The organism is Flavobacterium sp. B330r (assembly GCF_056824325.1).
In genome coordinates this window covers 3,864,920-3,885,623 of record NZ_CP124860.1, presented here as the reverse complement: position 1 = coordinate 3,885,623, position 20,704 = coordinate 3,864,920, and the positions used below count along the sequence as shown (strand labels likewise).

Below are 20,704 nucleotides of genomic sequence, written 5' to 3'. Positions count from 1 at the left end.
AAAGCCATAGCGGCTGTATGGACAGCCAATTGTAAGGTACTATCAAAAATGTAAGTTATGTCGAAAGTTAAGGTGACAAGCACCAATTTTGAAAATAAGAAAATCCTGGGAGAAGAGTGTTCAGAGGTCTACGCGGCAAACATAATTGGCGGCCAGTGGTCACTTGTAATCTGTTCCTGGCTGCTGCAGGGCAAAATGCGTTTTAGCGAATTAAGAAAATCCATACCCAATATAACAGAGCGTATGCTGACCCTGCAGCTGCGAAAACTGGAACAGGATCATATCATTAAGAGGAAGGCATATGCCCAGATCCCTGCTAAAGTAGAATATGAGCTGACAGAAATCGGCTGTGAATTAAAACCGATAATCCAGCAGATGGAACAGTGGGGAAAACGCCACAAATCTTTATATGCTGAATGAATTCTAAAATAAGGCCCCATAGGCCTTTAGCCCCGATTGCTTCGCCAGTTCGCTTCGCTTGTGTGCAATGGAAATCCTTTTGTGCCGGGGTTCGGCGCAAAAGATTGCAGCGAATAGCGGGAAAAAGCTCCTAAAAAATAATATTACATACAATTGACCCGAGGCTGGGCAAAAGATTGCTTCGCCAGTTCGCTGTCGCTCGGGTGCATCTTACAGCGGGAAGAGCTCCTGAAAAATAAATACTAATAATATATACACCACATCCATAAAACAAAAAAGGCACCTGATTAGAGGTGCCTTTATAAGTTAACTATGATAGTATATTATGCTACAACTACGTTTACTGCGTTTGGACCTTTACGGCCTTCTTCGATGTCATATCTTACTTCGTCGTTTTGACGAATGTTTTCTGATAGACCTGAAGCATGAACAAAAACTTCGTCCCCTCCATTATTAGGAGTTATGAATCCGAAACCTTTTTCTTCATTGAAAAATTTTACTGTACCTTCTTGCATTTTAATGTATTTAATTGCTTAAAGATAGCTTATTTAATCGGAACTTACTGAAATTGAGATTTTTATTTTTAAAACCAAATAATATACAATTGAATAGTTTTAATATTTTAATTGAAATTGTGAAACACTTTAAAAATGTAATGTAAAGATTCTTTAAAAAATTCTAGTTAGATTCGCAGGTACCAAAACAAAATCGCTATGTACCAAAATCCGATGCTTTTGAATAATATAGTTGATTCCCTTCCCCTGCCTGTTGCAGTGTATGTGGGAAATAATTTAACCATTGAGATTGCCAATCCTGCCATGATTAAGACCTGGGGTAAAGGAGATCAGGTAATTGGAAAAAACTATCTTGATATAGTCCCTGAAATTAAGGATCAGCAAATTTTTGATCAGGCGCTGACTGTGCTGAAAACCGGCATTGCATTTCATGCCAAAAATAAAAAAGTGGACCTTATTATCGAGGGTATCATGACCGAACACTATTTTAATTACTGTTTTATTCCCCTATTTAATGAAAAGGGAGAAGTATACGGTGTACTCAATACAGGAACCGATGTAACAGATCTTAATAAGGCTAAAGAAGAGGTGAAAAGTTCAAATGAAAAACTTACCATGGCAATTGACGCTTCGGGTATAGGAACCTACGAAATTGACCTGGCCACAAAAAAAATTAAAACTTCCGGGAATTTTAATGCCATCTGCTCTATTGATAAAGAAATAAGCACTGATGAACTGATTTCCCGACTGCATCCCGATGATCTGCCTGTACGGGAAAAGGCGCATAAGGAGGCTCTGAATACCGGAGAAATAAGCTATGAAGCCAGAATTATAAGCAATAATCAATCTGCAAAATGGGTCAAAATTAGCGGTAAAATCATAAATAATGAAAACGGCATTCCCAAAACTATTATCGGTGTCATTCAGGATATTCAAGAACACCGAGCATTTGAAGAAGAGCTAAAAAAACAGGTTGAAAATCAGACAGAAGAGCTGACACGCTCCAATAATGATCTTCTTCATTTTGCAGGAATTGTCAGCCATGATCTCCGGGAGCCTGTTCGAAAAATTAAAATTTTCAATACGCTGCTTAGTGATGAGAGCAAATCTGGTTTTTATAGAAATTCAGAAAAATATACATTAAAAATTGATCAGTCCGCAAAGAGAATGGAAAATATAATAGAAGGCATTTTAACCTATTCTACTCTTGACAAAACTAGTCAGCCCTTCGAGAAAATTGACCTCAATCAAATTATTGAAAATATTAAAACGGATCTTGAACTTGTCATTAAAGAAAAAGATGCTATTTTAATTACTTGTGAACTCCCTGAAATGGAAGGGGCCCCTATTCTCATCAGCCAGCTTTTTTACAACCTGATGCAAAACGCCTTAAAATTTTCAAAAGCAGACCAGCCCCCAAGGGTAATCATTTCTTCAGCACTAATCGATCATAAAGGAATAAAATCTGTAGAGATCAAAATTAAGGACAATGGTATCGGGCTTGATCCGGCATTTAGTGAAAGAATATTTACTCCATTTGAACGTCTCCATTCCAAAGACCAATACGAGGGCAATGGTCTGGGGCTTGCATTGTGCCAAAAAATAGTAAAAAGACACAATGGAAGAATTAGTGCATCTGGCGAAAAAGACAGTGGGGCTGAATTTACCGTGATACTCCCTTTAATACATGCAAAGCATACTATTTAAAGCTATAGTTATCAAAGCCTGCCGTCACTGCTGTAATGGAAATAAAATAACGCTGTTATAAATGTCTCAGAAATAAAACAACAACATAAATCAAACATACCAATTAGAATATACAAGGACGTACTTTCAATAGCACTGGGAATATTTATGAAATCTAAATACATTTGACAGATCAATAATATGAATTTCTTTATTTATCCGGACGTGGACGATTAGTCCTTAAAAATATTGTCATACTTTGAGCCTCATTAATTACAGTGAGCCAGTCAGCATCAAATTGCCCAAGCCACTGAAAGTCACGCCCTACCAGTAGTACGCCAATTTCCGCAAATCTTCCATAAAATTTATAGAAATTTGTCCGTTCCTGCCACTATAGCCAAATGGCGCCGATTGAAGACAATTGGCGCCATTTTTTATATATTTTTTGGATTAATACATTCATCTTACTTTTGTTTATAGATTTCGTATCACTTCATACTTTCTAATTTCTGAATCATTGCTTTTGTTGATTCTGAATTAGGATCTAATTCTAAAACTTTTTTATACGATTTCAATGCGTTCTCTTTATCCTGATTTAGAAAATACGCTTCACCTAAACTATCCCAGGAATTGGAATCATTTGGAAATAATTTTACATTCTCCTGAAATACAATCAGTGCGTTATCCATTTGTTTATCTTGTAAAAACGCATAGCCAATTTTGTTCAATACAGTACTCTTATTTTTTTTCATTGTTTTTTTTACAGCATCTATATACGCATAGACAAAGGCTTCTTTTTCACTAGTTTCTATATCGGGCTGAACACCTTTTGCTTCCCAGTTTGTTTTTGTAACCGGATTAATCGACCGCAGGTAAGGCACTGATATTGTGAATCCGTCATTCAAATTAATTCGTTTAGTTCTATTGGCACCACCTTTGGTAACTTCGCCAACTACAATAGCTTTATCCAAATGTTTTAAAGTATAAGTAAATGCTTCTGCCGCCGAAAAAGTGTGCTTACTGGTTAGAATATAAAGCGGCTTGTTTGCACTTCGTTTTCCGTTTACATTTTCAAACGAATATAGCTGTGTTTTTTGATTGGTTTCCCGTTCATAAAAATCACTTAATAAAACAGGTTTTTCTTCAAAGAAGTAACTCGATAATAACTGCATCATATTTGGAACACCTCCTCCATTAGCGCGCAGGTCGATAATGAATGCGTTGGTATTGCTTAAAAAATTCATTGCAGCTGTTGCTGTTTCTTCTGCATATTTTATATCTGCAAATTGGTTTAAATTTAAATAGCCAATATTTCCGTCCAATATTTTTACCTCTGTAAATCCGTAATTAATTTCGGCCATTTGCAAAGCCATTCTTTTCTCCATTTCTAATTGCGCTTCCTGAGAAATAACATTCTTTTCCCTGGCAATATGCTCAGGTTCAAATCGAACTTTTAGATGTAAATCTTTGCTGATACGTTGTAAATCTTGGGTTAGTATTTTAGAGAACTCAACAGGACTTGTAATTTCTTTATATTTATTAGACTTTAAATTTTTATCCAGTTCAATTGTCATTCTTTTTGACAAATCTAAATCGATATAAGATTTTTCAATATGAGTTTTTACTGCCGATACAATGGCCTTTTTATCTTTTGTATCCAATAGCCGTTTACTGTCTTGTGCCATTGCGTTTTGTACAATTAAAAGCAGCATTAGCAGCATCATTTTAAAATGGTTTTTCATAATGTTTTATTTTTAAATATTTATAATTTACAGCAAACCTATCTGCAGACTAAAATGGTTTAAAACTTTTTTCATGAACCTTTAAATAGTTAGCACATACAATTAATTTGCATAATCAAATCTAGTTGAAGTCGAAAATATTAGTGTTTATGTCTCATTTTAGTGAATTGATGCACATTGAAGAGAAAAAAAGTCAATTTTTGTTAATTTTGACTCATGGCTGAATTTCTTAAAAAGTACAAAGCTTTTATATATGGATTGGTGATCCAAAGGATAATAGTGGTTGTTTTGTTATATTTTCATTTTATTTACATTGATAATACCGCCCTATTGTCCAACACACTGAGTTTCATTTTTAGCTGGCTGATAATCTCACTGCCTATTCATTATTATTCATTTTTAAAACAGCATAAAGCCACTAGCTTAAAGCTGCTTATCTTGATTGCCTTTTTTTGGGCAATCATTATAAACGACATGAATTCCAAAATAATTGATAATCCGGTAACATTTATAGGATTAGTTGGTATTGGATTATCTTTTTTTTCCATTATAGCGCCTTCCTATTTTAAGAAGCATGCATTGATTGTACTCGGTTTTTATGTTCTGGCTCTAGGCTACTTCTACTATATAAGGGTTCATACTAATTTTAATAATTATTTTCAGCAGGAAAAAGAGATTAAAATTATCCTGACTGCTCCCTTTTTCGTGTTACTTTTAATTTGGTTCTATCAGCAATGGAAATGGCTCAAAACAATTGAGTCAAAAAAAGCCAAAGCAGAGTTATCGTTACTCAAAAGCCAAATCAATCCGCACTTTTTTTTCAATACTTTAAATAATCTATATGGTCTAATAATAGAGAAATCCGAGGATGCTCCATATGTTGTTTTAAAATTATCTGAAATAATGCGCTATACCATTTATATGGGAAAAGAAGATATCATACCATTAAAGGATGAAATAGAATATTTAAGGAATTACATTGAGCTGCATAAAATAAGATATCAAAAAAAGGTCGATATTACTTTTAGTCATGATGGGCAGTCTGACTATAAAATTGCGCCTTTACTTTTTATTATTCCCTTAGAAAATGCCTTTAAACATGGAGTAGAGCGTTTAACGGAATATGCTTATATTCACATTAATCTAAAAACTTATAATAATCTAATCTGTTTTGACATTGAGAATAACTTTGAATCGCGGGAATCTCAAACTCCCGGTATTGGATTAAACAATTTGAGACAGCGTTTAAAACTATTATATCCTAACAAACACCAAATGAAAATTGACATTACAGATTCTATTTATAAATTACATCTAAAAATAGAAATGACATGATACACTATTTAATTATAGATGATGAACCTATTGCGCATCGTATTATTGAAAACTATTGTGAAAACTTGCACCATTTGGAAAAGAAAGGAAATTGCTATAATGCCTTTGAAGCTATGGAATTCTTAAATGAAAATGCAGTAGACTTGCTATTTTTAGATATCAATATGCCCAAATTATCCGGTTTCGATTTTTTAAAAACATTACCCAATCCACCTAAAATAATAGTGACAACAGCCTATAAAGAATTTGCTTTAGAGGGTTATGAACTTAATGTTTCTGATTATTTACTAAAGCCCTTTAGCTTTGACCGATTTCTAAAAGCCATTAACAAGACATTTGATAGTGCTCAAAATAAAAAAAGTAGTGTTGCATTGCCGCCAAACGAAATAGAACCAAATATAAATAGCTTTTTTTTAAGAGGTGATAAAAAGCACCATCAAATTCATTTTGACGATTTACTGTTTATAGAAGCTTATGGACATTACTGTAAAGTATATCTAAAAAATGACATGATTATAAGCCATCAGAAAATTTCAGATTTTGAACAGCTTCTTCCAAAATTTAATTTTATAAGAACCCATAAATCTTTTATTGCTGCAAAAGATAAAATTAAACAGATTGAAGGTAACAGGATGTTAATTGATAAATATAAAGTACCTATTGGACAAACTTATAAAGAAAACATTATGATGCTTTTATAATTTTGAATTTAATAACCCATTTACATTTATCTTATACAGTTTACCAATAGGAATTGTAAAATCACCGATTTTGATCCTGTTTCCTTCCACACTTTTAATATGTTTAATGGCAACAGCAAAGGATTTATGTACCTGCATAAAATCATTTTTAGGCAGTAATTCCATCAAATCAGAGAGTTTTTCTCTAACAAGTATTGAATTGTCATTTTTGGTAATTACTTTAACGTAGTTTCCCGATGCTTCGACATATAAGATCATACCAATAAAAATCTGTATGTGTTTTTTATCTGCACGTAAAAAAATGCTTCTTGAATATTCATCCTGCCCAGGATTGATACTTACTTTAGAAGTCAAACTGGAAATTTTGTTTATCGCTTTTAAAAAACGTTCAAAACCAAATGGTTTTAAGAGGTAGTCAATAATATTTAGTTCATAACCTTCAATTGCGTACTCCTGGTAAGCCGTCGTAACAATAATTTTGGGTGCAGATGCCAGTGTTTTTAAAAAATCAAATCCCTTTAATTTGGGCATATTTAGATCTAAGAAAATTAAATCTACAGTATGATTTCTTAAATAATCAAGGGCCTCTAAGGCATCATAACAATTCTTTTTTAACTGCATATTGGGAAGCATGCTGCAGTACTCCTCAATAATAGCATGGGCTATATGTTCATCATCTATAATTAAATACCTGATCATTACACTTTTAAGATTAAATTTGCTTTGTATATAGTATCATTTTTTGAAACCCAGAACTCATGCTTTTTTGGATAAGCCAATTCTAATCTTCTTTTCAAATTCTTAATACCGATACCAGATGATTGACTTACTAAATCCGTATCATAGTTATTCTCTACTTTAAAAGATATAGTATTATTATTTGAACTAAGTTTAATAGTAACAAATGCATTTTCTCTTAAATTTTCGACACCGTGTTTAAATGCATTCTCCAAAAGCATTATATAAAGTAAAGGAATTATTTTAAGCTGATCATCCTCCACAGTAGTTTCAAAATTTACGTTTATCTTTTTGTGATAGCGTAAAGTATGCAAGTCGATGTAGTTTTTTAAATAGGCAATTTCCTCTCCTATCGTAACAAAATCCTTCCGGCCTTCATAAATACTGTAACGCATCATATCGGAAAGTTTCAAAATTAACTCCTGTGCTTTTTTTTGATCCTTTGCCACCCAGCCGTACAAATTATTGAGCATATTAAAAAAGAAATGGGGATTTACCTGATTCTGCAGATGCAGCAGTTCCATTTTTCCGTTTTCGTTTTTTAATTTAATAATAAACAAAATTTGTTTTACCAGCCAATAAATGCCAAAGCAAAATAATGCCAGATAGAGCAGGAAATAAAAACTGATAATCGGAATGCTGACTTTTGGACTATAGTTTTCAAAAAGTACTACAGAATCCTTATTCGAGGTAATTACTATAAAAAATATTACCACTATTGGAACTCCTGCTAAAACTAAAGCAATTGCCCCGATGATATTCCTCTTGTTATTGTTAGTTGTTAAAATCATAATCACAAATGTAAATTAATAAAAATTATTGATAAAATAAGTTGACAAACAATGCGCACAGCCCTTTCAACGGCCAGAAATAAGTGATGAAAACACTTTATGAGCACCCTGTATATTTGTATCACAAAACACACTGGTTCATCACATTTACTTTATTGATATCAGCTAAGAAAATACGTTTGTTTAAAATTTAAACTCAAACAAATGAACAGTCTTAGTATTTCCAATCTCTCCAAAACCTATTCTAATGGTGTAAACGCACTGCAAAACATAACGCTGGATATTCCGGTAGGCATGTTTGGCCTTTTAGGTCCCAATGGTGCAGGAAAATCAACTTTAATGAGAACAATCGCCACATTACAAGAGGCAGACTCCGGCAGCGTGAAACTCGGAGATATAGATGCCCTTACGCAGAAACATGAACTAAGAAAAGTATTGGGATACCTGCCCCAGCAATTTGGTTTGTACCCTAAAATTTCTGCTGAAGTTCTCCTGCACCACTTAGCGGTGTTAAAAGGAATTACTAATCAAAAAGAACGCCGCGAAATAGTGGATGCGCTATTGCATAAGACTAATTTATATGAGGTAAAAAACCAAAACCTCAGCGGATTTTCAGGCGGAATGAAACAGCGTTTTGGCATCGCGCAGGCATTACTCAATAACCCAAAATTACTTATTGTTGATGAGCCCACTGCCGGACTCGATCCTGTTGAAAGAAACCGGTTTTATAACATCTTAAGCGAGCTTAGTGAAAACACAGTGGTAATACTATCAACACATATCGTGGATGATGTAAAGGAATTGTGCACCAACATGGCCATCATCAATAAGGGAGAAGTGCTTCTTAAAGGAAATCCTTTGGAACTAATAAACCAGACTGAAGGAAAAATATATCAAAAAACAATTCATAAAAATGAATTGGAAGAGTATAAGAAAGAATACAACGTAATTGCAGAAAAATTATTTCTTGGAAAACCTATAATTCATGTCATCAGTGAAAACAATCCGAAAAATGGTTTTATCTCAGTAAATGCCGGTTTAGAAGATGTGTACTTTTCGCAGATTCTTGCCAGTTCTAAAAAGAAACTTTAATTCTCCTGAATACTTAATCAAGTAAAATTTTCTATTCTAATCTATTAAAATTAACGATTAACCATGTGGTACGACATATTTAAATTCGAAATCCAATACAGAATAAAACGCCCTGACACCTATATCTTTTTTATTTTTATATTCTTCTTCTCCCTTGCGGGTGTGGACTTTGTCTTTCAAGGGATTGATATGGGTTCCGTAAAAACAAATGCGCCTATAGTAATAGCTAAAGCAATGGCTGCTGTTGCCGCAATTTTAATGATGGTGACTTCTTTGATTATGGGTGTTTCAGTATTGCGGGACTATCAATACAATGTAGAATCCCTATTATTTGTTAATCCAATCCAAAAGCGGGATTATTTAGCAGGCCGGTTTCTAGGCTCTTTTGCAGTATTATTGTTTGTATTTACAGGGCTTTTATTAGGATTTGCTTTGGGAGAATTTATGCCTTGGCGTTATCCGGAAAATTTAATGCCTTTTAACTTTTCAGCTTACATTCAGCCCTTTATAATTATAGTGCTGCCCATGCTGTTTTTTGGATCGTCATTGTTTTTTGTTAGTGGCGCTTTAAGCAGAAACTTAATGGTAGTCTATACACAGGGAGTACTTCTTTTTGTTCCCTTTCTATTGACAAAATCTATAAAGAACGATTTCCTGCAAGCCCTTTTAGATCCTTTTTCCCTGACAACGCTCACTGATATGAATGCCTTGTTTACAGCGGCAGAACGCAATTCAACACTTGTTCCTTTTACTGGTGTGCTTCTATACAATAAATTATTCTGGGTTTTTCTAGGAATGCTTATTTTAATAGTAGGGTACTTCAAGTTTAATTTTAGTATAGCAAAAAACAAAAAACCTAAAGAGAAAAAAATAAAGACTATCCATGACTTAACTACTGCCGCTAACGAGAATCTCAAAATCCCCATAGTATTAATACAGTATAATTTTAAATCACAATTTGTTCAGCTATTACAACTTACATGGTTTTATTTTATATCCATTTGTAAGCAGGTATCATTCTGGGCTATTATCATCTGTGCATTAATTATCATTTTAATAAACTCTATTAATCTGAATACTGCATATGATGCTGCCAGTTATCCTACAACCTATCTTGTTATAAAAGAATTAAAAGAATTATCGCTATATTTTTTTGTAATAATACTAATCTTCTATTCTGGCGAGCTCATTTGGAAAGAAAGAGAAATTAAGCTGGATTTAATCTATGACGCAACATCCATATCAGGTATTATAAGCCTGCTGAGCAAATTCCTGGGCCTTTTATTGATTTATATCGTACTTATACTCTCGCTAATTATATTTGGGATTACCTTTCAAACGGCAAACGGCTGGTATCACTATGAACTGGATATTTATTTCTATGGCTTTTTTATTGAGTTTTTTCCCTTTCTGGTTTTGTACACTTTTATATCTTTTTTCTTTCAGGCGCTGACAAATAATAAATTCACAGGCTTTATTTTAGTAATGTTTTTTGTTATCCTAAATACTGTTTCGGATTTTTTTGGTTTCGAGCACGATCTTTACAAATTTGGCGGGAGCGGTCTGGGTTCCTATTCAGACATGAATGGTTACGGTCACTTTCTAGTATCCTATTTGTGGATTAAGGCATATTGGATTGCATTTGGCATTCTCTTGCTAATCCTCGCTTCGATTCTCTCTGTCAGGGGCACTGAAACCAGTTTAAAAAAACGCATCGAGCTGGGTATGCAGCGATTTACAAAACCGTTGCTCCAATTTGTATTGTCAGTATTACTGGTATTTGCTTTGCTGGGAAGTTATATTTTCTACAATACCAATATCCTTAACCAATATCAAAACACGGCTGAAGGATTAAAATTTAAGGCAGATTATGAAAAAACGCTCAAAAGGTTTGAATATCTGCCGCAGCCTAAAATTACCGATGTTAAGCTGCAAGTTGAGCTGTATCCAAAAACCAGAGCTTATACCGTTCAAGGTTATTACATCCTTAGCAATACCTTAAAAGAACCTATTTATAAAATCTATCTGCAAAAACCGTTGGGCTCGGAAATAAATCTAGAAGAAGTAAATTTTGGACGGGAAGTTTTTTTAGATAAACACTATAAACAATACGGTTTTTACATCTACACCTTAAAGAAAGCATTACAGGGGGGGGAAGCCGTTAAAATGAAATTTAAACAGACCTATACAACAAAAGGTTTCAAAGAAAATGATTCTAACAGCAGTGTACTTCAAAACGGTACATTCTTGACAAATAAAGCATTTCCAACTTTGGGCTACAGCAAAGAATACGAGCTTGATGATACTAGAATCAGGGCAGAATTTGAACTTCCGGCTGCAAAAGGAATGGCCAAAAGAAACGATAAAACGGAATTAACTTATGCAGGTACCGGAGGCAGCGCTGATTTAATCAATTTTGAAGTTACTATCGGGACAGAAAAAAGGCAAAAGGCAATTTCCTCAGGCACTTTACAAAAGAGATGGACATTAGGCAGTCGTTCCTATTTCCATTATAAAACAGATAACCCCATAGTAAATCAGTATGCGATAATATCGGCAGATTATGAAGTTTCCAAAAGCAGATGGCACCCTAAAAATAATAGTTCGGCAGTCCCCGTAGATTTGGAAATCTATTATCAAAAAGGACATCAATATAACGTGGAGAGAATGATCCAGGCTTTCAAATTATCTTTTGATTATTTTTCTGCAAATTACGGCCCTTATCAGCACAGCAATATTCGAATCATAGAAACTCCTGCTTACACCCAGCAAGCAGAGTCGTTCTCCGGTGCAGTGACATTTTCGGAATCCAATGAGTTTATGCTCAATATTGATGACCAATCAGATGTGGATATTATTCTCTACAGAACAGCGCATGAATTAGCACACCAATGGTGGGGAATGCAGCTGCAGGCGGCTAATGTTCAAGGAAAAAATATGATTTTGGAGACCCTGGCCCAATATGCTGCCTTAGTGGTGATGAAAAAGAAATACTCCAAAGAAAAAATAGAGCAGCTTCTGCAAAAAGAACAAGAAGTCTATCTGCAGGCAAAAAAGAGATATACTAATCAAGAAGCACCATTAGAATTAGTTGAAAAACAAGATTATATATTCAATGCAAAAGGAATTTTAGTTATGTACGCTCTTCAGAATTATATTGGGGAAGAAAAGGTTAATCTTGCTTTAAAAAGGTTTATTCGTGATTGGAACAATTCTAACGGAAAATTGAAATCAAAAACTCCTAATTATCCAACATCAAAAGAACTGCTGACTTATTTTATTGAAGTCACCCCTGTTTCTTTGCGTCATAAAGTGTATAGTTTGTTTGAAAAAACGGAATTCGATAGCAATATTATTTTTAGCGATAAATGATTCCTATTTTATTAATTATTCGCAGTAAAAAAATAAAATAATAATGGCTAAAATTTATGCTGGAATTATTTTCATAACAATACTTGCCTGTACATTTTCGGGCAAGTATTTTGAAAATTAAAGGTAGAGCTAATACTTTTTTTGTGGCTAAAAGTTAAGTCTGCAGCCAGCAGAAATCAATCATTACAAATTTTGGCATGAAATGCAACTCATTTCCTGCTTCATGAAATTTGGATCAATGTTAATGGGGATTTTAAAAGCTGGGTTAATTTAGTTTAGAATCCAGTATTTTTAATAAATTTCTAACAAAAACATACCACCGTTAATCAGTTAGTTAACGTTAAACAGAAGCTGCATTGAAAGCGGTTTCGGGCTTAAGGTTCAATCCTGCTCTTGGAACGGTTCAAATCGTGTTAAAGCACAAAATACTAAAAAGAAGCTGTATTTTTCTTTTTGAGGATGTAATCGAGCGGCAAAGGTATTCCTGCCGGCTATTTCTTCCGGTTATGATTCAATTTCATCGCTTCTGTTTCGATTTCCTCTACGGTTTTCCTTTTCCCTTTAGAAATCCATTCTAAAAGCTCTTCTTCAAAAAAATACAGCTTTTTGCCATATTTATAGCAGGGAATTTTTCTCTGCTGCACAAGAGCGTAAATTGTAGGCTTCGCTTTCCCTATCAGCCGGCTTGCTTCATGAATGCCGATTGGAATGCTTTTTTCTTTAGATTCATATACCTGCACATTCTGAATCAGAACTTTGATCTCGGCAATTTCTTTCACTAAGTGCGCTACTGCTTTGGGCAGGTTCTCAAAAGAGATTTCGTTTGTGTCCATAACTGTCGTTTTTAATAGTTATGTTGCAAATGAAAAAAGTGTTTCTGCTGTGTCCTTCTTCACAGGAGAAACACCTGAAAAACACAGTGATTTACAAGTATCGGCATTTAAAAATATGTAAGATCTTCAACAATCTTTAAAAGACCTTTCTGTTCATCATCTTTCAGATGCGTTTTAATGCTTTTCTGCTCAACATCTTTTAAAGCGTCGGCAAAAGTCAATTTTAAAAATTGTGCGGCTCTGTCCTGCCTGCTGGCTTTAAAACAATTCCAGATATTCCAGCCAAAATGATAAAGATCCAGATTGGACAGATCTTTTACTTTTACCGGCTTAATATTTTCGAAATTTATGCCTTCAGCATATATGATTATATTCCTTCCCAATTGTTCCAGATCTTCATCCGAAACGTACAGCGCAAACTCCCGCTTTGCATAACGGATGGCTGTATCAATCCTTTCCTGTTTTTGATTTCTGACTGCATTTTGACGCTCCTCCCTTATCTTCTCAATATCAAGGGCTGAATTTTTATTTTCAGGCATTTCGGGCTTAATTAAACTATTCTGAAGCCCTTCTTCTATTTTTACAAGGTCCTCACTTGTAATGAGGCTTTCAGGCGATTGCTTTTTTTCAGCCTTCAAAAAACGATTCAGTATTCCTGCAGCCAATTCGTTTAGAAACAGGCTTAGAATTGCAAACATTAAAACTCCAAATCCAGTGCTGATCCAAAAAAAAACACCGGCCGTATATTCATCCGCACCTTTTTCCAAGAGCACCAGTCTTCCGATTGCACCGACAAAAAAACAGACTAAAAAAACAGACAGGTAAACTGTAATATATTCGAAGTACTTTATTTTCATTACGCTCTTTTCTTTAAAGATTCCAATTGTATTGCCTGCGAAGCTCTGTTTTTCTTCTCATCTATTACTTTGGCGTAGATTTGAGTAGTTTTTACGTTGGTATGCCCCAGCATTTTGCTGACCGTATAGATGTCTGTCCCGCTGGACAGCTGCAGTGTTGCAAATGTATGGCGGAAGCAGTGGAAGGTAATGTTTTTTTTAATGCCGGCAGATTCAACCCATTTTTTCAGAGGTCTTGAAATCCACGACGGGTCCGGCAGATCCTCAAAAACAAGCTGCCCGGGAAGCCTTGGCTCTCCACAGAGCTGCAAAGCCTGCTCAGAAATAGGCATATATTCGACACCCCTTGTTTTTTTCTGGGTGAAATGCAGTTTGGCCATGCCGTCTTCCAAGCTTATCTCTTTCCAGCGGAGTTTCTGAATGTCGGAATGACGCAGGCCGGTAAGCGCTGAGAAAAGCGCGGCTCTTTTAAGGACATCTTTTTCGCAGGGCTTTTCAGCCAGCACGTTCAATTCTTTAATGGTAAGATATTCGCGTCTTGATTCCTGCTCAGGTATGCCTTTTATTTTTGAAGACAAATCAACGGTTAGATATCCGTCGATAAAGGCCTGTTTTAAAGCCGCTTTAAATATGGAAAAATACCTTGCTGCAGTGTTGCGGGAAAGTATTCCTTTTTTGCCTCCTCCGAGCGGCGCAGCCAGCAGAAACAGCTTAAAATCTTCCGCCATTCTGCTGTCAATCTGGGAAAACACCAGCCTGCCTTTGGAATAGCTTTTTAAAAACTCTATGGTCCGCTCCCAATTGATCATAATGGATTTTGAGCTTCGGGCATGCCTTTTTGCTGCCACAGAGGCAATGTATTTGATAAAATCCTCTTTTGCTTTTTCTTTCTGTTCAGCCAATAGGTTCTCAGCATCACTGTACAGATCTGTATTATCATATTCTTTCTGCCTGATTTTACGCACTCCGTCGGCATAGAGCATAATTTCACGGTCGGTTTCGCTTCTGGTGATTATTATTCCGTTATCGCTGCGTCTGGGCTTATAGGATTTTATGCCCTGCGCATCTGTACGGGCGGTTCTCTGCTTGTCCCACTCCACGGTTTTTACGGTTCTGTTTAAGTATTCACGGATTCTCTGTGGCGTTTTCTTTCCGGAAACCTCAACAGGATAGCTTTCTATGTAGACATACCATTCCTCTCGGTCTTCTGCTTTTCGAAGACGCACAGTCACCTTGGTTTTTGCTAATTGTTTCATATAAAATCATTTCCGTTATACAAGTTATCAATTTCGCTTTTTGGAGCATATACATGCTTTCCGATCTGCCTGGTAGGTATTGAATATTTCCTGATATGGCTGTAGACAGAACCTTCAGATATCTGAAATCTTTCAGCTATTTCACCGATGGAATAGCAGTCTTCTTTTTCAAGGCTGTATAATTTTTTCTTCGGTTGGCTTTCAACCTGCGGCAGGCTGCGGGCAGGGCCGAACATCCCTTCCATTACTCTGCGGTCGATCCTTACAAGGCGGGTTCCAAGATTAACTGACGGAATTTTTCCCTGCCCCACAAGCCTGTAGAGGGTTCTTTTGGCAATTCCAAAAAGCATGCCAGCCTCAGAGACGGAAAGAAATGCCCTATCCTGCGGTATTTTCTCTATCATCGCTTTGATATCAGCTTCATTTTTAAGCTGCTTCACCTTCTGCTTGTATGCTTTTTTACTGCATTTTGGCGAGCAGTAGACAGAAGTTACGGTCTTGGGCAGAAACACTTCCGCGCATACAAGACATTGTTTGTTTATTCTTTTCATCGCCTTTATCCCCAATTTAAGTGCCATAAGTATACATAAGTGCCACATTATCGCCTTTTAAGTGCCGGTACAAATATGGTACAAATATATGATAAAAAACGACTAAAAAACAGCATAAACGAAAAAGAACAAAAAAGAAAAACCGCTGTAAACATTTCGTTTACAGCGGTTTAATAACTATTGTTAACTGATGTTAATCAGTACTTATTTGACCTCTTCGAATTCAACGTCTTCAACGTTATCTCCAGAAGACTGCTCTTGTTGTGGAGCAGCTTGCTGTCCTTCACCACCTTGAGCGTACATTGCTTCTGTAGCTGTTTTCCAAGCTGCATTTACATTGTCTAATCCTTTTTGGATTGCGTCAAGATCTTGAGATTGGTGAGCCATTCTCAATTCAGTTAAAGCGTATTCAATAGCTGTTTTTTGATCGTCTGTCAATTTATCTCCTAACTCTTTCAATTGAGATTCAGTTTGGAAAATAGTACTGTCAGCTTCGTTCAATTTCTCAGCTCTTTCTTTTGCAATTCTGTCAGCATCAGCGTTAGCTTCAGCATCTTTTTTCATTTTTTCGATTTCTTCAGCTGTTAATCCAGAAGAAGCTTCGATACGGATATCGTGAGATTTTCCAGTTCCTTTATCAGTTGCAGAAACTTTGATGATACCATTAGCATCGATATCGAAAGTTACTTCGATTTGAGGAACTCCTCTTGGTGCTGGCGGAATACCATCTAAGTGGAAACGACCGATAGTTTTGTTATCAGCAGCCATTGCTCTTTCTCCTTGTAATACGTGGATTTCAACAGATGGTTGAGAATCAGCAGCAGTAGAGAATACTTGAGATTTTTTAGTTGGGATAGTTGTGTTAGACTCGATTAATTTAGTCAATACACCACCCATAGTTTCGATACCTAAAGAAAGAGGAGTTACGTCAAGTAACAATACATCTTTTACATCTCCAGATAAAACTCCACCTTGAATAGCAGCTCCAATAGCAACAACCTCATCAGGGTTAACACCTTTAGAAGCTTTTTTACCAAAGAATTTTTCAACTTCGTCAGCGATTCTTGGCATACGAGTAGAACCTCCTACAAGGATTACTTCGTCGATATCAGATGTAGATAAACCTGCATCTTTTAATGCTTTAGCAACTGGCTCCATAGAACGTTTTACTAAAGTATCAGATAATTGCTCAAATTTAGCTCTAGATAATTTTTTCACTAAGTGTTTTGGTCCAGAAGCAGTAGCAGTTACATAAGGCAAGTTGATTTCAGTTTCAGCAGAAGATGATAATTCAATCTTAGCTTTCTCAGCAGCTTCTTTCAAACGCTGTAATGACATTGGGTCTAAACGTAAGTCAATACCTTCTTCAGTTTTGAATTCGTCAGCTAACCAGTCAATAATAACTTGGTCAAAATCATCACCCCCTAAGTGAGTATCACCATTTGTAGATAATACTTCAAATACACCGTCTCCTAATTCAAGAACAGAGATATCAAAAGTACCTCCACCTAAATCGTAAACAGCAATTTTTTGATCATTTCCTTTTTTATCTAATCCGTAAGCAAGTGCAGCAGCAGTTGGCTCATTGATGATACGCATAACTTTAAGACCAGCGATTTCTCCAGCTTCTTTTGTAGCTTGACGCTGAGCATCGTTAAAGTATGCAGGAACAGTGATAACTGCCTCAGTTACTGTTTGACCTAAATAGTCTTCAGCAGTTTTTTTCATTTTTTGAAGTGTCATAGCAGACAATTCTTGAGCAGTGTATAAACGACCGTCAATATCCACACGTGGAGTATTGTTGTCACCTTTTACAACACTGTAAGGAACTCTTTTTGCTTCTTCTGTAGTTTCAGCAAAAGTGTGTCCCATAAAACGTTTAATAGAAGCAATCGTTTTTGTAGGATTCGTTACTGCTTGTCTTTTTGCAGGATCACCTACTTTAATCTCTCCACCTTCAACAAAAGCGATGATAGATGGTGTAGTTCTTTTTCCTTCTGCGTTAGGGATAACAACTGCTTCGTTACCTTCCATTACAGAAACACAAGAGTTCGTCGTACCTAAGTCAATTCCGATTATTTTACCCATTTTTTATATATTTAATTTTTGATTTAATTTTATAACTCAGGTGGCATAAGTCAATCTTTGTGCCAATATAAAAAACTAAATAAAATTGTCAGTTTTAGCGTCAGTGCCCTAAAAATCATCTGACAACATGACATTTTTAAAACCTGACATTCGTGGCACGACATATTTTTTTCATGTCATTATGAAGCTATTATGAAGCTGTTTCCCGCTATCCGCTCTATCTTTTATGCCGAACCCCGGCACAAAAGGATGCCGCTTCTATCGGGGCTAGGGCATCCGTTTTCATAAGAACTTATTTTTATAAAATTTAGGATACTTTCACTAAGTCGAAATTAATTACATTAGCATTTCTCAAAATTAAAAGAATGGAAAATTACAGCATTATCATCTTTATACTTACAATCGTAATAGGACTATCAGCTTTTGCAGACAAAGCCAAACTTCCCTACCCGATTCTGCTTGTAATTGTGGGAGTGGCCATCGGATTTATCCCTACCATGCAGGAGATAGAAATCAATCCAGAAATTATTTTCCTGATTTTTCTTCCGCCATTGTTATATGATGCTTCTTTCAATATTTCCCCAAAACATTTTAAAACGAATCTTAGTACTATTAGCACATTAGCAATTCCGCTTGTATTTCTTACTACTTTTTGGATTGCAGTTGTTTCTCACTACATGATTCCAGGCATGACATGGCCTTTGGCTTTTGTACTAGGCGCCATTCTCTCTGCGACAGACGCTGTTGCAGCAATAAACATTACAAAAGGTCTTGGTTTACCCGAAAAAACACTTACAATATTAGAAGGCGAAAGTCTTATAAATGATGCCTCTGCTCTTGTTGCTTATCGTTTTGCAGTTGCTGCTGTTATGGGTGCTACTTTTATAATCTGGAAAGCCGCTTTTCAATTTGTTTTCTTATTGGGAGGAGGTTTTTTGGTTGGTGCGATAATGGGCAAAATATTAGGAATCATACTAAGGACGGTTAGAAATAACATTAATGTCGTTGTAAGTTTTATGCTTTTAATGCCATTTGTAACCTATCTTGTCGCAGAGCACCTAAATGTTTCTGGAGTAATTGCAGTTGTTATTCTAGGTTTGGCAATGGCGCGTTTAAGCAATAAAGTTTTTCCTGAGCGCTTAAAAAACAGTTCTAAAAGTCTTTGGGATGTTATTATCTTCTTACTCAATGGATTGATTTTCATCTTAATCGGACTCAATTTTCGATATATATTAAAAGACATCGACGACGGAATGATTTTACCCTATATTGGCTATGCCATAATAATTACAATCGTTGCATTATTAACTAGAATGGCAAGAGTGTTTTTTCAAAAGAAAAACCTGCAAAAAGCCTTTCAGAAGAATAAAAACGGAAAAAGAAAAGTAAGCGAAAATGCTCTTCTCGATTTTGGAAACAGCTTAATTATAAGCTGGTCTGGAATGCGAGGCATAGTATCGCTAGCCATAGCCATTGGACTTCCTAAATTCCTAGAAGACGGAACTCCTTTTCCGCTCAGAAATGCTATTATATTTATCTCTGTTGCAGTTGTATTATTGACATTAATCGGGCAAGGATTAACACTGCCGTGGATTGTCAAAAAAATAAATGAAATTGAAGAAAAAAAACAGCTAAACCAATAAATCTCCAATTATACTAACTAACCCAATTTAAACCAAAAACTATGGAACATGAACTAAAAGGCCACTTCGACGAATTTGATAAACCGGAAGTAATAAGACGCAAACTTCTTCCTTGGTGGATAAAAGTTTTCTGTTGGATTTTTATGCTCATGGGAGTTTGTGCAATAGGTTCTCTAATTATAAATCTTTTTGTTCCGAATGTAAATTTATCACTTTACGGGTTTTCAACCGACACCGCTTATTCTGGAACTGGAATTTTTATAATTTCTATTATGCTTTTAAAAGCATTTGCAGCATTTTCCCTCTGGTTCGAAAAACCTAATGCCATTATGATTGCCAAAATAGATGCACTTGTGGGTATTGCAATATGTGTTGCTTCTTTGTTTATACTTCCTTTTAGTGCAGGAAAAGACCATTTTTCTTTTAGATTAGAAATTCTACTCCTTATCCCTTATTATATGAAAATCAATAAAATTGAATATGAGTGGGATAATCTTGAAAGCATCTAAAAAATAACGTAATTTTATAACTGTTCATTTTTGTTTCATTTAAATCTATCAAAAAATGACTTCAGATATTCTCACTACAACATCAGATTCAGAAATTGTAACCACACGTGTTCTGAATTTTCCGCAAGAGCTTGTTTTTAAAGCGTGGAGCACACCTGAGCATTTAAAAAATTGGTGGGGACCAAAAGGCTTTACCAATACTTTCCGTGAGTTTAACTTTTGCGAAGGTGGAAAATGGAGCTTCATTATGCATGGTCCAGAAGTTGGAAATTATGCCAATGAATGCGAATTCATCAAAATAGACAAACCCAATCTTATTGCTTGGAAACGCCATTCGAAACCACTTTTTCAAATCTTAACCACTTTTGAAACTATTGCCGAAAATCAAACCAAAGTAATTTTTAAAATGCTTTTTGAAACTGAAGCAGAATGCCAGAAATTAAAACCTTATGTTGTCGATAAAAACGAAGAAAACTTTGACAAACTGGAAGTTGAATTATCTAAAATGTAATTATGAAAACTTAATTCCGTATTTTTACCTTATCATCAATCATTAAACAATCAAAAATCAATCA

The 20,704-nt window shown here is 35.3% G+C and carries 18 protein-coding genes; 9 read left to right on the top strand and 9 right to left on the bottom strand.

Annotation, left to right across the window (positions count from 1 at the left end):
• Positions 1-57 precede the first annotated feature (57 nt).
• Complete coding sequence (locus QLQ95_RS17245) at positions 58-420, top strand: winged helix-turn-helix transcriptional regulator (protein ID WP_320492502.1); 363 nt, start codon at positions 58-60, stop codon at positions 418-420.
• 323 nt (positions 421-743) lie between these two features.
• Here QLQ95_RS17245 and QLQ95_RS17240 read toward each other — a convergent pair whose 3' ends face one another.
• Positions 744-935 (bottom strand): cold-shock protein, encoded by a 192-nt coding sequence (locus QLQ95_RS17240; protein WP_320492501.1) that lies wholly within the window; start codon positions 933-935, stop codon positions 744-746.
• Between the two features lie 213 nt (positions 936-1,148).
• On the opposite strand from QLQ95_RS17240, the gene QLQ95_RS17235 reads away from it, so the two are divergent.
• Entirely contained in the window at positions 1,149-2,642 is a 1,494-nt protein-coding gene (locus QLQ95_RS17235; protein WP_482504064.1) for a PAS domain-containing sensor histidine kinase, read from the top strand.
• A 467-nt stretch (positions 2,643-3,109) separates the two neighbouring features.
• Here the strand turns inward: QLQ95_RS17235 and QLQ95_RS17230 are convergent, their stop codons facing one another.
• Positions 3,110-4,363 carry a S41 family peptidase gene (locus QLQ95_RS17230; RefSeq protein ID WP_482500780.1) on the bottom strand — a complete coding sequence of 418 codons (1,254 nt, stop codon included), beginning with the start codon at positions 4,361-4,363 and terminating at the stop codon, positions 3,110-3,112.
• A 216-nt stretch (positions 4,364-4,579) separates the two neighbouring features.
• Here QLQ95_RS17230 and QLQ95_RS17225 point away from each other — a divergent pair, with 216 nt between their 5' ends.
• A complete protein-coding gene (locus QLQ95_RS17225) occupies positions 4,580-5,698 on the top strand; it encodes a sensor histidine kinase (RefSeq protein ID WP_482500778.1) in 1,119 nt (372 codons plus the stop codon).
• Positions 5,695-6,399 carry a LytR/AlgR family response regulator transcription factor gene (locus QLQ95_RS17220; protein ID WP_320492497.1) on the top strand — a complete coding sequence of 235 codons (705 nt, stop codon included), beginning with the start codon at positions 5,695-5,697 and terminating at the stop codon, positions 6,397-6,399. The genes QLQ95_RS17225 and QLQ95_RS17220 overlap by 4 nt, the downstream gene beginning before the upstream one ends.
• On the opposite strand, the gene QLQ95_RS17215 is transcribed toward QLQ95_RS17220, so the two are convergent.
• Both QLQ95_RS17215 and QLQ95_RS17210 read right to left on the bottom strand, forming a co-directional pair.
• The gene (locus tag QLQ95_RS17215; RefSeq protein WP_320492496.1) at positions 6,394-7,098 is read right to left on the bottom strand and encodes a LytR/AlgR family response regulator transcription factor; all 705 of its coding nucleotides are present in this window, start codon (positions 7,096-7,098) and stop codon (positions 6,394-6,396) included. The two genes, QLQ95_RS17220 and QLQ95_RS17215, sit on opposite strands and share 6 nt — an antisense overlap.
• A complete protein-coding gene (locus QLQ95_RS17210; protein ID WP_320492495.1) occupies positions 7,098-7,928 on the bottom strand; it encodes a sensor histidine kinase in 831 nt (276 codons plus the stop codon). The genes QLQ95_RS17215 and QLQ95_RS17210 overlap by 1 nt, the downstream gene beginning before the upstream one ends.
• A gap of 204 nt (positions 7,929-8,132) precedes the next feature.
• Here QLQ95_RS17210 and QLQ95_RS17205 point away from each other — a divergent pair, with 204 nt between their 5' ends.
• The gene (locus QLQ95_RS17205) at positions 8,133-9,020 is read left to right on the top strand and encodes an ABC transporter ATP-binding protein (protein ID WP_482500776.1); all 888 of its coding nucleotides are present in this window, start codon (positions 8,133-8,135) and stop codon (positions 9,018-9,020) included.
• Between the two features lie 63 nt (positions 9,021-9,083).
• Positions 9,084-12,392, top strand: a complete 3,309-nt coding sequence (locus tag QLQ95_RS17200) for an ABC transporter permease/M1 family aminopeptidase (RefSeq protein ID WP_482500775.1) — start codon at positions 9,084-9,086, stop codon at positions 12,390-12,392.
• 491 nt (positions 12,393-12,883) lie between these two features.
• Here QLQ95_RS17200 and QLQ95_RS17195 read toward each other — a convergent pair whose 3' ends face one another.
• From QLQ95_RS17195 to dnaK, 5 genes are all read right to left on the bottom strand, one after another.
• Positions 12,884-13,225: a helix-turn-helix domain-containing protein gene (locus tag QLQ95_RS17195; protein WP_320492492.1), complete on the bottom strand. Its 342-nt coding sequence runs from the start codon at positions 13,223-13,225 to the stop codon at positions 12,884-12,886.
• A 107-nt stretch (positions 13,226-13,332) separates the two neighbouring features.
• On the bottom strand, positions 13,333-14,082 hold the full coding sequence (locus QLQ95_RS17190) for a hypothetical protein (RefSeq protein WP_482500774.1): 750 nt from the start codon (positions 14,080-14,082) through the stop codon (positions 13,333-13,335).
• Complete coding sequence (locus QLQ95_RS17185; protein WP_482500772.1) at positions 14,082-15,338, bottom strand: tyrosine-type recombinase/integrase; 1,257 nt, start codon at positions 15,336-15,338, stop codon at positions 14,082-14,084. Before QLQ95_RS17185 ends, QLQ95_RS17190 begins: the two co-directional genes overlap by 1 nt.
• Positions 15,335-15,889 carry a helix-turn-helix domain-containing protein gene (locus QLQ95_RS17180; protein WP_320492489.1) on the bottom strand — a complete coding sequence of 185 codons (555 nt, stop codon included), beginning with the start codon at positions 15,887-15,889 and terminating at the stop codon, positions 15,335-15,337. Before QLQ95_RS17180 ends, QLQ95_RS17185 begins: the two co-directional genes overlap by 4 nt.
• 204 nt (positions 15,890-16,093) lie before the next feature.
• Positions 16,094-17,977, bottom strand: coding sequence for a molecular chaperone DnaK (dnaK, locus tag QLQ95_RS17175; protein ID WP_482500770.1), 1,884 nt, complete (start codon positions 17,975-17,977; stop codon positions 16,094-16,096).
• A 365-nt stretch (positions 17,978-18,342) separates the two neighbouring features.
• Between dnaK and QLQ95_RS17170 the strand changes: the two genes are divergently transcribed.
• The 3 genes from QLQ95_RS17170 to QLQ95_RS17160 are packed head-to-tail and all read left to right on the top strand — an operon-like array spanning position 18,343 to position 20,640.
• The gene (locus QLQ95_RS17170; RefSeq protein ID WP_482500769.1) at positions 18,343-19,620 is read left to right on the top strand and encodes a Na+/H+ antiporter; all 1,278 of its coding nucleotides are present in this window, start codon (positions 18,343-18,345) and stop codon (positions 19,618-19,620) included.
• A gap of 41 nt (positions 19,621-19,661) precedes the next feature.
• Positions 19,662-20,129 (top strand): hypothetical protein, encoded by a 468-nt coding sequence (locus QLQ95_RS17165; RefSeq protein WP_482500767.1) that lies wholly within the window; start codon positions 19,662-19,664, stop codon positions 20,127-20,129.
• A 55-nt stretch (positions 20,130-20,184) separates the two neighbouring features.
• Positions 20,185-20,640: an SRPBCC family protein gene (locus QLQ95_RS17160; RefSeq protein WP_482500765.1), complete on the top strand. Its 456-nt coding sequence runs from the start codon at positions 20,185-20,187 to the stop codon at positions 20,638-20,640.
• The last annotated feature ends 64 nt before the right edge of the window (positions 20,641-20,704 follow it).

What these genes read in the sequence shown, in the direction of transcription:
- QLQ95_RS17245 (WP_320492502.1), top strand. Translation starts at nt 58, where the DNA reads ATGTCGAAAGTTAAGGTGACAAGCACCAATTTTGAAAATAAGAAAATC.
- QLQ95_RS17240 (WP_320492501.1), bottom strand. Translation starts at nt 935, where the DNA reads ATGCAAGAAGGTACAGTAAAATTTTTCAATGAAGAAAAAGGTTTCGGA.
- QLQ95_RS17235 (WP_482504064.1), top strand. Translation starts at nt 1,149, where the DNA reads ATGCTTTTGAATAATATAGTTGATTCCCTTCCCCTGCCTGTTGCAGTG.
- QLQ95_RS17230 (WP_482500780.1), bottom strand. Translation starts at nt 4,363, where the DNA reads ATGAAAAACCATTTTAAAATGATGCTGCTAATGCTGCTTTTAATTGTA.
- QLQ95_RS17225 (WP_482500778.1), top strand. Translation starts at nt 4,580, where the DNA reads ATGGCTGAATTTCTTAAAAAGTACAAAGCTTTTATATATGGATTGGTG.
- QLQ95_RS17220 (WP_320492497.1), top strand. Translation starts at nt 5,695, where the DNA reads ATGATACACTATTTAATTATAGATGATGAACCTATTGCGCATCGTATT.
- QLQ95_RS17215 (WP_320492496.1), bottom strand. Translation starts at nt 7,098, where the DNA reads ATGATCAGGTATTTAATTATAGATGATGAACATATAGCCCATGCTATT.
- QLQ95_RS17210 (WP_320492495.1), bottom strand. Translation starts at nt 7,928, where the DNA reads ATGATTTTAACAACTAACAATAACAAGAGGAATATCATCGGGGCAATT.
- QLQ95_RS17205 (WP_482500776.1), top strand. Translation starts at nt 8,133, where the DNA reads ATGAACAGTCTTAGTATTTCCAATCTCTCCAAAACCTATTCTAATGGT.
- QLQ95_RS17200 (WP_482500775.1), top strand. Translation starts at nt 9,084, where the DNA reads ATGTGGTACGACATATTTAAATTCGAAATCCAATACAGAATAAAACGC.
- QLQ95_RS17195 (WP_320492492.1), bottom strand. Translation starts at nt 13,225, where the DNA reads ATGGACACAAACGAAATCTCTTTTGAGAACCTGCCCAAAGCAGTAGCG.
- QLQ95_RS17190 (WP_482500774.1), bottom strand. Translation starts at nt 14,082, where the DNA reads ATGAAAATAAAGTACTTCGAATATATTACAGTTTACCTGTCTGTTTTT.
- QLQ95_RS17185 (WP_482500772.1), bottom strand. Translation starts at nt 15,338, where the DNA reads ATGAAACAATTAGCAAAAACCAAGGTGACTGTGCGTCTTCGAAAAGCA.
- QLQ95_RS17180 (WP_320492489.1), bottom strand. Translation starts at nt 15,889, where the DNA reads ATGAAAAGAATAAACAAACAATGTCTTGTATGCGCGGAAGTGTTTCTG.
- dnaK (WP_482500770.1), bottom strand. Translation starts at nt 17,977, where the DNA reads ATGGGTAAAATAATCGGAATTGACTTAGGTACGACGAACTCTTGTGTT.
- QLQ95_RS17170 (WP_482500769.1), top strand. Translation starts at nt 18,343, where the DNA reads ATGGAAAATTACAGCATTATCATCTTTATACTTACAATCGTAATAGGA.
- QLQ95_RS17165 (WP_482500767.1), top strand. Translation starts at nt 19,662, where the DNA reads ATGGAACATGAACTAAAAGGCCACTTCGACGAATTTGATAAACCGGAA.
- QLQ95_RS17160 (WP_482500765.1), top strand. Translation starts at nt 20,185, where the DNA reads ATGACTTCAGATATTCTCACTACAACATCAGATTCAGAAATTGTAACC.